16 protein-coding genes are annotated in these 13,022 nt (G+C 72.0%); 9 read left to right on the top strand and 7 right to left on the bottom strand.

Going from position 1 to position 13,022, the window contains the following annotated elements; all coding sequences use genetic code 11:
* Positions 1-44: 44 nt before the first annotated feature.
* The 3 genes from MCBMB27_RS19560 to MCBMB27_RS30280 all read left to right on the top strand — a co-directional run bounded on the left by MCBMB27_RS19560 (position 45) and on the right by MCBMB27_RS30280 (position 2,063).
* Positions 45-671, top strand: coding sequence for a ParB-like protein (locus MCBMB27_RS19560; protein WP_043351110.1), 627 nt, complete (start codon positions 45-47; stop codon positions 669-671).
* A 144-nt stretch (positions 672-815) separates the two neighbouring features.
* The gene (gene mepA / locus MCBMB27_RS19555) at positions 816-1,736 is read left to right on the top strand and encodes a penicillin-insensitive murein endopeptidase (protein WP_043351108.1); all 921 of its coding nucleotides are present in this window, start codon (positions 816-818) and stop codon (positions 1,734-1,736) included.
* 165 nt (positions 1,737-1,901) lie between these two features.
* Complete coding sequence (locus MCBMB27_RS30280) at positions 1,902-2,063, top strand: hypothetical protein (RefSeq protein ID WP_164706358.1); 162 nt, start codon at positions 1,902-1,904, stop codon at positions 2,061-2,063.
* A 3-nt stretch (positions 2,064-2,066) separates the two neighbouring features.
* On the opposite strand, the gene msrA is transcribed toward MCBMB27_RS30280, so the two are convergent.
* Complete coding sequence (gene msrA, locus MCBMB27_RS19550; protein ID WP_043379331.1) at positions 2,067-2,723, bottom strand: peptide-methionine (S)-S-oxide reductase MsrA; 657 nt, start codon at positions 2,721-2,723, stop codon at positions 2,067-2,069.
* Positions 2,724-2,940: 217 nt separating this feature from the next.
* Here msrA and MCBMB27_RS19545 point away from each other — a divergent pair, with 217 nt between their 5' ends.
* Positions 2,941-3,405 (top strand): PAS domain-containing protein, encoded by a 465-nt coding sequence (locus MCBMB27_RS19545; protein WP_269466599.1) that lies wholly within the window; start codon positions 2,941-2,943, stop codon positions 3,403-3,405.
* Between the two features lie 36 nt (positions 3,406-3,441).
* On the opposite strand, the gene MCBMB27_RS19540 is transcribed toward MCBMB27_RS19545, so the two are convergent.
* Complete coding sequence (locus MCBMB27_RS19540) at positions 3,442-3,762, bottom strand: hypothetical protein (protein WP_043351099.1); 321 nt, start codon at positions 3,760-3,762, stop codon at positions 3,442-3,444.
* 220 nt (positions 3,763-3,982) lie between these two features.
* On the opposite strand from MCBMB27_RS19540, the gene MCBMB27_RS19535 reads away from it, so the two are divergent.
* Entirely contained in the window at positions 3,983-4,660 is a 678-nt protein-coding gene (locus MCBMB27_RS19535; protein WP_075381088.1) for an HAD family hydrolase, read from the top strand.
* A 405-nt stretch (positions 4,661-5,065) separates the two neighbouring features.
* Positions 5,066-5,353 (top strand): hypothetical protein, encoded by a 288-nt coding sequence (locus tag MCBMB27_RS19530; RefSeq protein ID WP_043351096.1) that lies wholly within the window; start codon positions 5,066-5,068, stop codon positions 5,351-5,353.
* A gap of 20 nt (positions 5,354-5,373) precedes the next feature.
* On the opposite strand, the gene MCBMB27_RS19525 is transcribed toward MCBMB27_RS19530, so the two are convergent.
* From MCBMB27_RS19525 to argH, 3 genes are all read right to left on the bottom strand, one after another.
* Positions 5,374-6,087 carry a hypothetical protein gene (locus MCBMB27_RS19525; RefSeq protein ID WP_043379333.1) on the bottom strand — a complete coding sequence of 238 codons (714 nt, stop codon included), beginning with the start codon at positions 6,085-6,087 and terminating at the stop codon, positions 5,374-5,376.
* 108 nt (positions 6,088-6,195) lie between these two features.
* Complete coding sequence (locus MCBMB27_RS19520; protein WP_043379336.1) at positions 6,196-6,477, bottom strand: hypothetical protein; 282 nt, start codon at positions 6,475-6,477, stop codon at positions 6,196-6,198.
* A gap of 347 nt (positions 6,478-6,824) precedes the next feature.
* Positions 6,825-8,204 (bottom strand): argininosuccinate lyase, encoded by a 1,380-nt coding sequence (gene argH, locus MCBMB27_RS19515; protein ID WP_075381087.1) that lies wholly within the window; start codon positions 8,202-8,204, stop codon positions 6,825-6,827.
* Positions 8,205-8,246: 42 nt separating this feature from the next.
* On the opposite strand from argH, the gene tlpA reads away from it, so the two are divergent.
* The 3 genes from tlpA (at position 8,247) to MCBMB27_RS19500 (ending at position 11,987) form a co-directional block, all read left to right on the top strand.
* On the top strand, positions 8,247-8,888 hold the full coding sequence (tlpA, locus tag MCBMB27_RS19510) for a thiol:disulfide interchange protein TlpA (RefSeq protein ID WP_043351090.1): 642 nt from the start codon (positions 8,247-8,249) through the stop codon (positions 8,886-8,888).
* A gap of 84 nt (positions 8,889-8,972) precedes the next feature.
* Entirely contained in the window at positions 8,973-10,169 is a 1,197-nt protein-coding gene (gene nhaA / locus MCBMB27_RS19505) for a Na+/H+ antiporter NhaA (RefSeq protein WP_075381086.1), read from the top strand.
* A 60-nt stretch (positions 10,170-10,229) separates the two neighbouring features.
* Positions 10,230-11,987 carry a carbamoyltransferase family protein gene (locus tag MCBMB27_RS19500; protein ID WP_075381085.1) on the top strand — a complete coding sequence of 586 codons (1,758 nt, stop codon included), beginning with the start codon at positions 10,230-10,232 and terminating at the stop codon, positions 11,985-11,987.
* Between the two features lie 54 nt (positions 11,988-12,041).
* Here the strand turns inward: MCBMB27_RS19500 and MCBMB27_RS19495 are convergent, their stop codons facing one another.
* The gene (locus MCBMB27_RS19495; RefSeq protein ID WP_075382036.1) at positions 12,042-12,359 is read right to left on the bottom strand and encodes a hypothetical protein; all 318 of its coding nucleotides are present in this window, start codon (positions 12,357-12,359) and stop codon (positions 12,042-12,044) included.
* A gap of 175 nt (positions 12,360-12,534) precedes the next feature.
* Positions 12,535-13,008 carry an SRPBCC family protein gene (locus MCBMB27_RS19490; protein ID WP_043379349.1) on the bottom strand — a complete coding sequence of 158 codons (474 nt, stop codon included), beginning with the start codon at positions 13,006-13,008 and terminating at the stop codon, positions 12,535-12,537.
* Positions 13,009-13,022: the final 14 nt, after the last annotated feature.

The raw sequence follows: 13,022 nt of genomic DNA, 5'->3' as shown, positions 1-13,022 counted from the left end.
GCTTGTGACGTGCGCGTGACAAAATCCCGCAGTCAGGAGATCCCATGGCCACCCGAGAGCCGCTGCTCAGAACAATCCCGATCGCCGAGCTGCGCCCGACGCAGATGACGGTGGGCTACCGTGAAGTGGCGGAGAAGCGGCGGCGCTGGCGGGAATACGACGGCGAGAAGAAGGAGGAGTTCCTCGGCGCCCATATGATCCCGACGCTGCTCGGGCCGAAGAAGCGCCATTACATCATCGATCATCACCACCTCTCCCGCGCCCTGCACGAGGAGGGGGTCGAGAGCGTGCTCGTCACCGTGGTGGCCGACCTGCACTACCTCGACAAGGACGCCTTCTGGACGGTGTGCGACCACAAATCCTGGGCGCATCCCTACGATGCCGAGGGCGTGCGCCAGCACTTCAAGGACATCCCGAAATCGGTCGATGCCCTGGCGGACGATCCCTACCGCAGCCTCGCCGGCGAGCTGCGCCGGGCCGGCGGCTTCGCGAAGGATACCACCCCGTTCAGCGAGTTCCTGTGGGCCGACTTCCTGCGGCGGAACATCAAGGAGAAGCGGATCGAGGGCGACTTCTCCTCCGCTCTGGAGCGGGCGATGGCGCTGGCGAAATCCAAGGACGCCGACTACCTGCCCGGCTGGTGCGGACCGGTGACCCGCCCCATCCGCTAGGGCGCCGCCGGGTCGTCGCGGTGGATCCGCCCGACCGTTTCGCGTGACGCGGCGGGCTGTCTGCCCGAAAAACGCCCCGCCCCTGGGCGAGGTTCGGGGGGGCCGCCCGCGCCCGCCCCCTCCAGCCGGACGAACAGCCCCCGCATGCCGATGCCGCGTTTCGCCCCGAGCCTCGCGCTCGCCGCCCTGCTCCTGCCCGCCGCCGCGCAGGCCCAGGATCGCGGCAGCGTCAATCCGAAGCCCCTGCCGCCCCTGGAGCATCCGGACGCGCCCTCGACGCCCGCCAAGGCGCTGTTCGGGCGCGTCACCAAGGCGGCCTCCGGGCCGGCGCACATCTACGGCTTCTATGCCAAGGGCTGCTTCTCCGGGGGTGAGGCGCTGCCGCTGGACGGTCCGAACTGGCAGGTCATGCGCCCGTCCCGCAACCGGATGTGGGGCACGCCCTACCTCGTCGATTTCATCGAGCGCCTGTCGCAGAAGGCGGCCCGGGTCGGCTGGCCCGGCCTCCTCGTGGGCGACATGGCCCAGCCCCGGGGCGGCCCGATGATCACCGGCCACGCCTCGCACCAGATCGGCATCGACGCCGATGTCTGGCTGACGCCGATGCCCGACCACCGCATGAGCCGGGCGGAGCGCGAGGAGACCTCGGCCACCGACATGGTCCGCCGCGACCGCCTCGACATCGATCCGGAGGTCTGGACGCCGACGCACCTGCAACTGATCAAGGTCACCGCCGAGCAGCCGGAGGTGGAGCGCATCTTCGTCAACGCGGCGATCAAGAAGGCGCTGTGCCGCGACGCCGCGGGCAGCCGCTGGATGTCCAAGGTGCGCCCGATGTACGGGCACAATTACCACTACCATATCCGGCTCGCCTGTCCGGCCGGCCAGGAGGATTGCCAGCCGCAGGGCGCGCCGCCGCCGGGCGACGGCTGCGACGACCTCAGCTACTGGTTCTCGGATGCGGTGCTGCATCCGAAGCCCCCGAAGGTGCCGCCGAAGCCCAAGCCCGCCATGACCATGGCCGCGCTCCCCAACGCCTGCCGGGCGGTTCTGAAGGCGCCGTAGGGCGGAGGCGCGGAGGCGGGGCGGCCGTCAGCGCGGGCGCGGCGACCCGGCCGCGGGCCACCCGCGCTGACGGTGGCACAGTCGAAGGGATGAGCGGCGCGGAAACGATCCGCCCGGCGAGACTGGTCGCTCGGCGCGCCGGACGCGATGTGCTAACGCCTGCGGATGCCCCGCTGGCTCTTCATCCTCTTCGCGACCGCCGTCGCCCTCTCGGTGCTGGGCAGCGTGCTGATCGTGCTCCGCAGCCCGAACAGCACGCCGCCGCCGCACGGCAGCGCCGCCCCGTTGCCGGGCCCGCAGACGCGGCCCGACGGACGGAGCCCGTGAGGCTCAGGCGGCGACGCCGGTTCCCACCGGGCAGCTGACGCCGGTGCCGCCCAGGCCGCAATAGCCCGCCGGGTTCTTGGCGAGGTACTGCTGGTGGTAGGCCTCCGCGAAATAGAACCGCTCCAGCGGCTTGATCTCGGTGGTGACGTCGGGGAAGCCGCGCGTCCGGAGCGCCTCGGCGTAGGCGTCGCGCACGGCCCGGGCCGTGGCCTCCTGGTCGGGGCCGACCGTGTAGATGCCGGAGCGGTACTGCGTGCCGACATCGTTGCCCTGGCGCATGCCCTGCGTCGGGTCGTGGCTCTCGAAGAAGGTCCGCAGCACCGCCTCCCGGGACAGCACCGCCGGATCGAAGGCCACCAGCACGACCTCGTTGTGGCCGGTCTGGCCGGTGCAGACTTCCTCGTAGGTGGGGTTCGGCGTGTAGCCGCCGGCATAGCCGACCGCCGTCACGAACACGCCCTCGGGCAGTTGCCAGAACCGGCGCTCGGCGCCCCAGAAGCATCCGAGCCCCAGCACGATCGTCTCGATGCCCGGCGGATACGGCCCCTTGAGCGGGTTGCCGTTGACGAAATGCGTCTCGGCTGTCGGGACCGGCGTCGGGCGGCCCGGCAGGGCGTCGGCCGGGGCCGGCATTTCGGGACGCTTGCGGAACGAAAACATCGGCTTGCCTTCCGGTGTCGAACTCCCGCCGATATGGGGAGGCGGAGGCGGCCGGAAAAGCGTTCGGCGGCCCGGCGACGCGAAACCTTGACGCGAGACTGGACCTCGGACGCGAATTCCGGCTTGTACCCCCGAGAGACACTGATCGAATGGCCGCTCCGAGCGGCGTTGGGAAGGGCTGATCCGCATGGAGACGGGCGGGACTGCCACGAGCCACGTGCCGGACAATGTGAAGGTGGGGTCGCAGCGGGGCGATCCGTTCGCCGCAGCCGTGCGCGCGACGCGGATGCCGATGATCATCACGGATCCGGCCCAGCACGACAACCCGATCGTCTTCGTGAACGACGCCTTCCTGACGCTGACCGGCTATACCCGGATGGAGGTGATCGGCCGCAACTGCCGCTTCCTGCAGGGTCCCGAAACCGAGGCGGAGGCCGTCGATCGCCTGCGCGAGGCCATCCGGCGGGAGGAGGACATCCGGGTTGACCTCCTCAACTATCGCAAGGACGGCTCGACCTTCCAGAACGCCCTCTATGTCGGGCCGGTGCGGGATGAGGCGGACCGGGTCGTCTACTTCTTCGCCTCGCAGTTCGACGTCAGCGAGCGCTACGCGCTGACCGCCGAGGTCGAACGGCTGAAGGGGGCGCTGGCGGAGGCCAAGGCCCGGCTCGCGGGCCGTTAGGCCGCGCCCGAGCGCCAGGGCTTCGTCATTACTTCGTCAGGGCTTCGTCAGGAAGCCGATCGGCTCGCGGCCCGGCTGGCCGAGCCAGAGCAGCACCGCGCCGAGCCCCAGGCCGATCAGGGAGGCCGGCGCCAGGGTGAGCGGCAGGCCCAGGATGTGCCAGAGCCAGGGCGCCGCCCCCTCCACGCTGCCCTGCAGGGCGCTGGCCTTGTCCTTGAACAGGGTGGCGATCACGTCGGAGAGGGGCGTCACCCGCAGGCCGTTGTTGGCGATGGAACGGGCGCCGTCATAGATCAGCGCGACGAAGCCGCCGGCCATCAGCAGGAAGCCCAGGACGCGGGCCAGGAAGCGGAACATCGCGGGGCCTTCTGAGCCTTGCCTTACGGACCGTTTGGGCTTTCGCCGGCGCGCCCGAGGGCGCCCGCCCCGGGAGTATGGGTCCGGACCGCAAGGTGCAAGCGCCAGCGGCGCGTCTGCGGCGCGTCCGGGGCGAGCGTCGATCCGCGCGGTTGCCGGGTCGCCGGGCCCGTGCCACAGGCTCGCCCCGCGGCGGCGGGCCGCGGGAGAGCGGTCGACCTTGAACGCGCGCGCGACGAATCTCGGCCTCGTGATCTTCGATTGCGATGGCGTTCTGGTGGACAGCGAGCCCCTGAGCCTCGCCTGCCTGACGGCCGGACTGAACCGGATCGGCGTCGATATCGACTTCGCCACCGTGCGGGCCCGCTTCACCGGCACCGCGATGCCCTCGATCATGGCCCATATCGCCAGCGACTACGGGGTCGCCGCACCCGCCGGCTTCATCGAGGCGGTGAAGGCCGAGACCCTGGCGCTGTTCGACGCGGAGTTGCGGGCGATGCGCGGCGTCGCCGAGGCGGTCGCCGCCGTGGGCCTGCCGGTCTGCGTCGCGTCGAGCAGCGACCCGGTGCGGCTGCGCCATTCCCTGACCCTGACCGGGCTGCTGCCGCTGTTCGGCGAGCACGTCTTCTCCTCGGCCCAGGTGGCACGGGGCAAGCCGTTCCCCGACCTGTTCCTGTTTGCCGCCGCGCGCATGGGCGCCGCTCCGGCCGCCTGCCTGGTGATCGAGGACAGCGTGCCCGGCGTCACGGCGGCCCGGAGCGCCGGCATGCGGGTGGCGGGCTTCACCGGGGGCGGCCATTGGGGGCACGACCCGGCGGGCACCGGCCTCGCGGAGGCCGGCGCGACCCGGATCTTCTCGGACTTCTCCGACCTCGCCGCGGTGATCGCCGCCGCCTGAACGATCCCGCCTCCCCCGAGCGCGGCCGGCACCGGATTCCTGCCAGGCGGGCACCGAAAATCGGAAGTCCGTTCCGTTGACGGTGTGCGGCGCCACGCCCATTTTCAGGGTGCCGGCCGGGCTGAACGCCCGGGCGCTCCGCCGGCCCGGCCGCGGTGATTTGAGAAGCGTAGCTTGCGCCGCGTGATCAAACGCTAAAGCACTGCGACGGCCCCGTGCCGCGCGGTCCTTCAGTCTGGAGGACATCCGATGGTCCTGCGAACACCGTCCCTTCGACACCCGCTCCTGAACGCGCCCTGCTGCCCCGCCGCCCGTCGGCGCTGTCGACGCTAGCCCCGTCGACCGTCCGCAGCAGCCCACGCGATCCGGCACGGCGATATGCCGGCCCAGGGAGTTCCCAGTCCGATGCACAGTCTCGCAGAGTTCCAGCCCGAAGACCGTCCCGATTTCGCAGACCCGGCCATCGGGCCTGCCGAACCGGCCCGGGTGATCGAGATCGGTGAGGTCACCGCCGGGATCGCCGTGCCCGAGGGGCGCGGCGTCCGGTTCTTCTCATCGGCGCGCGCGTTCGACGGTCTCGACGGCGCCGTGTTCCGCACGGCCGAGCAGGCGGCCCGGGCGGCCCGCGCGCGCATGCGTGCCCCGAGCCGGCCGGCCGCGCGGGCGCATCGCCCCGCGCTGCGCCGGGCCTGACCCGCGCGCCGCCCCGCGCGCTACCGGCCGCACTCGTCGCGGGTGCGCTTCAGGGCTTCCGCGAACCCGCCGAGGGCGTATTCGTCGCTCGTCGGGTTCCCGCGCAGCGAGGTGGTCTTGATCACGAGCTTGGGGTTGCGGGCGCTCATCTCCGAGACGACCCGCGCCTCCTCGGCGGGGTTCTGCAGCCAGGCATTGCCGTCCTTCACCACGAGGCCGTAGCGGCTGGCACCGAGGTTGAGGCTCGGATCGGTGGGCGCGGCCGCGGAGCCGGGCTTGATCTGGGAGGCCGCGGGCTTCGACGGGAAGCCCAGCATCACCGCCACCTCGTTCTGGACGTTCTCGCCCTTGCGCACACTCACGAACAGATAGGCGGTGTCGCGCTTCAGGGTCTTGGGCGAGCGCGTCTGCGGCTGCGCGATGGCGTAGCAGAGCTTGTTGCGGCCGTCGCCGTTCACGAACACGTTCCAGTCGCCGAAGATCGCCACCGGCGTGGCCTGCTGCATGCCGGGCGGCGTCGCCGCCTTCTCCGCGCGCTTGGTCCGCTCGCGCCCATGCCGCCGCCCCCGGCGGCCCGGGGCCGCGTCGCCGCCCCCGGCATCCGGGGCCTGCGCCACCTCCTGGGCATGGGCCGTCGTCGCCGAAAGGCCGACCCCGCCGAGCAAACCGGTGGCCAGCCCGGATGCGAGCAGGGCGAGAGCTCCGACCGGGAGCGAGCGGGAAACGCGGACCATCTTCACTTCCTGACGACGGGCGGCTCCGTCAGGAGCCGGGCCGGGGATCGGGATTAGTGAAGCTTGCGTAAAACGTCGGCAAGATGGCGAGGCCGGATCTCTCGAACATCAGACCGCGCGGGCTTCCGTCGCCCGGGCCGCGATCAGTCCGGCCGGAACCGGCAGCGGCTCGACCGCCTGGCCGGCCGGGACCGCGATCGCGTCCGGCTGGGCCGGCGCGGCGCGCTTGCGGGGCGGATCGTTGTAGGGCGTGTTGTAGCCCTTGCGGACCGCGGCCCAGTAGGATTCGCGCGTCAGGCCAGACCCGGTCAACGCGGCGTCGATCATCGCCGTGGCATGCGCCGCGAAATCCGGCACGTCCTCCGGGTTAAGCCAACTCTCGACAGGCATCCTGCGAACTCCGATCCGAACGGCGAAGCTTGTAGCTGAGCGGACTTATCCAGACGCTGAACGCACGGGCGGGCCGAGGGTTGCAATGCACAATTTTGATGGGCGCTGTGGATGACCGGGCGCCCGTCATCGGGCCCGAGGCGACGGCCTCGGGGGCACGCCGGACCGGAGCCGCGCAGGGTTTACGGACAGGGCCCGTCGTCGAATCGAGGAGACCGGGGCGCCCTCTTGGAGGCGGAGCGGCTCGCGGGACCGCCTCCAGCCCGTCTTATGCCCGATGAGCGACGAACCACCGGGCGCCCCGCCAGGGGTGCCGGGGGTGCCGGGCACCCGCGGGGCGCGCTGGCTCAGCCCAGCCGCTCGATCCAGGCCTGCGCCTGCCGCCGGACGTTGTCGGGCGCGGTGCCGCCGTAGCTGGTGCGGCTCGCCACCGAGTTCGCGACGCCGAGCACCGCGTAGACCGCATCGGTGATCCGCGGCTCCGCCTCCTGCATCTCGGGCAGCGACAGCGCCTCCAGCCCGACGCCCTTGGCGGAGGCGACGCCGACGAGACGGCCGGTGACGTGGTGGGCCTGCCGGAACGGCAGGCCGAGCTCGCGCACCAGCCAGTCGGCGAGGTCGGTGGCGGTGGCGTAGCCGGAGCCGGCGGCTTGGCTGAGCACCTCGGCGTTGGGCTCCAGATCCTTCACCATGCCGGTCATGGCGGCGAGGCACAGCGACAGGGCCTGGAGGGCGTCGAACGTCCCCTCCTTGTCCTCCTGCATGTCCTTCGAATAGGCGAGCGGCAGGCCCTTCATGACGATGAGCAGGCCGGTCAGCGCGCCGATGATCCGGCCGCTCTTGGCCCGCACCAGCTCGGCGGCGTCGGGGTTGCGCTTCTGCGGCATGATCGACGAGCCGGTGGTGTAGCCGTCCGACAGGCGGACGAAGTTGAACTGGGCCGAGGTCCAGACCACCAGTTCCTCGGCGAAGCGCGACAGGTGCACCGCGCAGATCGAGGCCGCCGCGAGCGCCTCCAGGGCGAAGTCGCGGTCGGCGACGGAATCCAGGGAATTCGCGGTCGGCCGGTCGAAGCCAAGCGCCGCCGCGGTGGCGTGCCGGTCGATCGGGAAGGAGGTGCCGGCGAGCGCCGCGGCGCCGAGCGGGCACTCGTTGAGGCGCGCCCGGGCGTCGCGGAACCGGCCCCGGTCCCGGGCCAGCATCTCGACATAGGCGAGGCAATGGTGGCCGAAGGTCACCGGCTGCGCCGACTGGAGATGGGTGAAGCCCGGCATCACGGTGCCGGCGTGCTGCAGCGCCGTCTGGCTGAGGGCGCGCTGCAGGTCGGCGGCCTGCTGGTCGAGCGAATCCAGGGTGTCGCGCACCCAGAGCTTCATGTCGGTGGCGACCTGGTCGTTGCGCGAGCGCGCCGTGTGCAGGCGGCCGGCGGCCGGCCCGACGATCTCGGTCAGGCGGCTCTCCACGGACATGTGGATGTCCTCGAGCTCGCGCTTGAACGTGAAGGTGCCGGCCTCGATCTCGTCGCGCACGGACTTGAGCCCGGCCTCGATCGCGGCCACATCCTCCGCCGGCAGGATGCCGGCTTGGCCCAGCATCGCCACATGCGCCAGCGAGCCGCGGATATCCTGGGGCGCGAGGCGCTTGTCGAACCCGATGGAGGCGTTGATCTCCTCCATGATCTCCGCCGGGCCGCTCGCGAAGCGGCCGCCCCACATCCGGTTGCTCATGTCGATCCTTCCGCGCCCTGACCGTCCCGAGGCCCGAGCCTGATGCCCGGCCGCACGCCCATCCTGGCCGGCGCGGGCGTCGCCGCGCTCGCCGTCCTCGGCCTCGCCCTATACGGGAGCGGTCTCCTGCCCGGCAACATGGGCGGCGCCCTTCAGCCCTGCGCCGCCGCAAAGCCCGCCCTCGCCCGGGTCGACGCCGCCGCGAAGGGCGAGGTCGCCGCCATGCAGGCCCTGCCGCAGGCCCGGCCCGCGCCGGACATCCGCTTCAAGGGGCCGGACGGCGCCGAGACCGGCCTCGCCGACCTCAAGGGCCGGCTGCTCCTCGTGAATCTCTGGGCGACGTGGTGTGCCCCCTGCAAGGCCGAGATGCCGGCCCTCGACCGGCTCCAGGCGCAGATCGGCGGGCCCGACTTCCAGGTCGTCGCCATCAACGTCGACACCCGCAACCTCGAGACGCCGCCGGCCTGGCTGAAGCAGGCCGGCATCCGCGACCTCGCCTTCTATGCCGATCCCGGGGGCCGCGTGCTTCCGATCATCCAGCGCGACACGCAATCGCCCGGCCTGCCGACCACGATGCTGATCGACGCGCAGGGCTGCACCCTCGGGGTGATGAAGGGACCGGCCGCGTGGTCGAGCCCGGACGGGCTGGCCCTGATCCGTGCGGCGCTGGGACGGACCTCATAGAGGTTGGCGCCATAGAGGTTGGCGCCATAGGGGTTACGGTCGCGCCCTTGCGCCCACCTGGGATGCGCGGCAAGGCCTGCTGCGATGACATCTCCCCACACCGCGCCGCGGAGGCGGGGCCCGCGCCCCCTCTCGATCATCCGCACGCTGCTCGCCGGCGAGGCGGTGGGCGGGCTGATCCTGATGGCGGCCGCCGCCCTGGCGCTCGTCGTCGCCAACGGGCCGTTCGCCGAAACCTACGCGCACGGGCTCCACGCGGCCCTCGGGCCGATGAGCGTCCAGCACTGGATCAACGACGGCCTGATGGCCGGGTTCTTCCTGCTGGTCGGGCTGGAGATCAAGCGCGAGGCCCTCGACGGGCGGCTGCGCACCTGGCCCGACCGGATCCTGCCCGGCTGCGCGGCTCTGGGCGGCATGGCGGTGCCGGCCGCCTTCTACGCCCTGGCCAATCTCGGCGCCGGCACCCTGCGGGGCTGGGCGATCCCGGCGGCCACCGACATCGCCTTCGCGCTGGGGGTCCTGGCGCTCCTCGGATCGCGGGTGCCGATCTCCCTGAAGATCTTCCTCAGCGCGGTCGCCATCGTCGACGATCTCGGCGCCGTCGTGGTGATCGCGCTGTTCTACAGCTCCGGCCTCGACCTCACCATGCTGGGGCTCGCCGCCCTGGTAGTGGCCGCCCTCTACGGCCTCAACCGGGCGGGGATCGGATGGCTTCCGGCCTACGGGCTGCTCGGCCTCGTGCTCTGGGTCCTCGTGCTGCGCTCCGGGATCCACGCGACGATCGCGGGCGTGCTGCTCGCGCTCACCATCCCGATCCGGGTCAGCCCGGGCCGGCCGGAGGATGCGCTCTCGCCCCTGCACCGGCTGGAGCACGCCCTCGCCCCCTGGATCACCTACTTGGTGGTGCCGGTCTTCGGCTTCGCCAATGCGGGCGTGGACCTCTCCGGCCTCACCCCCGAGGCCCTGCTGCAGCCGGTGACGCTCGGCATCGCGGCCGGGCTGTTCCTCGGCAAGCAGGCCGGCGTGTTCGCGAGCCTCCGGCTGGCGGTGGCGCTGGGATGGGCCAAGCGCCCGGCCGGGGCCGGCTGGGGGCAGGTCTACGGGGTCGCGGTGCTGTGCGGCATCGGCTTCACCATGAGCCTGTTCATCGGCGGCCTCGCCTTCCCGGATCCGGAGCATGAGACCGCCGTGAAGCTCGGCGTGCTCGCGGGCTCGGTCCTGTCGGGGCTCGCCGGCGCGGCGATTCTGCTGCTGGCCAAGCCGCGGACCGCCACGCGATAGCGGCGTCCCGCGCACGAGGCGGGATCCGCTGCGCGGAAAAATGCGCTACCCCGCGTCGGCATGCGCTTCTATCTCGGCCTCGCCACCACCTTCCACGACCCGGCCCTCGCCCTGGTCGGGCCCGACGGCACCCTGCTCTTCGCCGAGGCGGCGGAGCGGGTCCTGCAGTACAAGCGCGCGCCGAACTGCGAGCCGGACGCCCCGGCCGTGATGGCGTCGCTGCTGAGGGACCACGTCCCGCCGGGCTCCGAACTCGTCGTCGCCTCCAGCTGGGGCCCGCAATTCACCGACTTCCTGCGTGGTCAGGCGGGCACCGGCGCCTTCGACCTCATGGCGCTGTCCGCCCACACCACGGCGCTCAACCGCTCCTTCGTGCCCGAGCAGGCCGAGCGGGTGTTCATCGCCGACCTCCACGGCGCGCAGGAGCGGGCCGGCCACGGCACCCTGCTGGCCCTGAACCAGGAAGCCCGGATCACCGGCGCGGCGCCCCGGGCGACCATCGCCGGGCAGCGGCGCTACCCGCACCACCTCTGCCACGCCGCCTACGGCCTCTGGGGCAGCCCCTTCGACACCGCCACGGCCCTGGTGGTCGACGGCATGGGCGAGACCGGCGCGGCGGCGATCCACCGCCTGGAGGGCGGCCGGATCACGGAGCTGCGCCGCCATCGCGGGCGCGGCTCGCTGGGGTTCCTGTACGGGCTGATCACGGATCTCGCCGGCTTCGACCAGGTGAAGGGCGAGGAGTGGAAGATCATGGGGCTCGCCCCCTACGGGCGGTCCGATCCGGATCTCGCCGCGCTGCTCGGCCGGCTCTGCACGGTCGAGGGCCACCGCCTGCGCTATGCCGACGCGGAGACGATCCGCTCCGTGGCCGCGGAGATCCGCGCCCGCCGCCCCGCGGACGCCCTGGAGACCGGCTGGGCCGATCTCGCCCGCTGCGGCCAGGATCTTTTCGGCACCCTCATGGACGCGCTGGTGGCCGAAGCCTACGCCCTGGCGCCCGCCGAGAACCTCGTGATCGCCGGCGGCTGCGGGCTGAACTCCTCCTACAACGGCCGGGTGCTCGGCCGCTCCGGCTTCACCCGGCTGCACGTGCCCTCCGCCCCGGCGGATGACGGCAACGCCGTGGGCGCCGCGTGGCTCGCCTACGCGGAGGACCATCCGGACTGGGCGGGACCGCCGCACGCGCAGCGCCCGCTGACCCCCTATCTCGGCTCGCGGGTCTCCACCGGCCCGATGGAGCGGCTCGCCGAGCAGGAGCCCCGCGCCAAGCGCGTCGGCCACGCGGAGGCGACACGCGCGGCGGCGCGGATCCTCGCCGAGGGCGGCCTCGTCGGCTGGGTGCAGGGCCGGGCGGAGTTCGGGCCCCGGGCGCTCGGCAACCGGTCGATCCTGGCCGATCCGCGGCCGGAGGGCGCCAAGGACGCCCTCAACGCCAAGGTGAAGTACCGGGAGGCGTTCCGGCCGTTCGCGCCGTCGATCCTGGCCGAGGCCGGGCCGGACTGGTTCGAGGATTACGCCGACAGCCCCTACATGGAGCGCACCCTGGTCTGGCGCGAGGCGGTCCGGGCCCGGGTTCCGGCCGTGGTCCACGCGGACGGGACCGGCCGGCTCCAGAGCGTCACGGCGGCGCGGAACCCGGCCTACGCGGCCCTGATCGGCGCCTTCGCGGCGATCACCGGCGTGCCGATCCTGCTCAACACGAGCTTCAACGTGATGGGCAAGCCGATCCTCCACGGCGCGGAGGACGCGATCCTGATGTTCTACACCACCGGCCTCGACGCCATCGTGGTCGAGGATTGGCTGGTGGTGAAATGAAAAGCGCCGCGCCCCCGGGGGACGCGGCGCCGGTCGCGCGACCGCGCGGATGCCTTACTCGCAGACCTCGACGCGGCGGTAGGTGAACTCGCCGTCGCCGAGCCATTCCTTGCGGCGCTCGTAGTGGCAGATCGGGCCGCGGCGCTCGCGCACCACGATGGTCTCGGGCTCCTCGACCACGACGCGGCGCGGGCGGTACTCCGGCGGGGGCGGCGGGTTCGCGCCGTTGACGAGGGCGCTGCCGACCATGCCGCCGACGACGCCGGCCGCGAGGCCGCCGACGATGGCACCGGTCTGGTCGCGGGCGGTGGCCGGGGCGACCGCCCCGAGCACCAGGGTCGCCGCGAGGGCTGCGGCCCCAGCGCGAATCATCGTGAAGGAACCGTTCAAGGACACGCGAAAGATCTCCCGTTCGTGTTGAGGACGATCCAACACCGGGAGGATTAAGAATCCCCGAAGTGGGCCAATTGAATTGTGTGCCGGATATGGCATCGGCCCGTCCGAAGTTCCTGGGCGGAGGCGCGCAGGGCCCGCCTCCGCCGGCCGGCTACTTCGCCTTGTCGGCGATGCCCTTCAGGCCGGCCTCATAGACGCCCGCGATGGCCTCTTCCGCTTTCGCGTCGGGAGCGCCCTTGGCCTTGAACGTCCCTTTCCAGGTCACCTTGGAACCGCTGCCGGCCTTCGCGACCATGATCGTGGAATGATAGTCCGTGACGGGCAGCGGGCCTTCCAGGATGGTGTAGGTGTAGTCCATCTTGGTGTCGTTGCGGGATTCCTCCTCCTCGACGATCGTCCCGCCACCCTTCAGGCTGAGCGTCCGGACCGCCTTGCCGCCCTTCTTCGACAGGGCGCATTTCTCGATCACCGGATGCCAGTCGCCGATCCCGCAGAACCCGCCGATCGTCTTCCACACGGCTTCGGGCGACGCGGCCACATCCACCGACTTGGTGACGTCCAGGGCCCAGGCCGGCCCCGCCGCCCCGAGGCAGATCGCGGCGGCCGCCAACAACATACGCTTCATCAGTCGCTTCCTCC

This window comes from Methylobacterium phyllosphaerae, from assembly GCF_001936175.1.
Lineage (GTDB): Bacteria > Pseudomonadota > Alphaproteobacteria > Rhizobiales > Beijerinckiaceae > Methylobacterium > Methylobacterium fujisawaense.
This window is presented reverse-complemented; position numbering and strand designations above follow the sequence as displayed.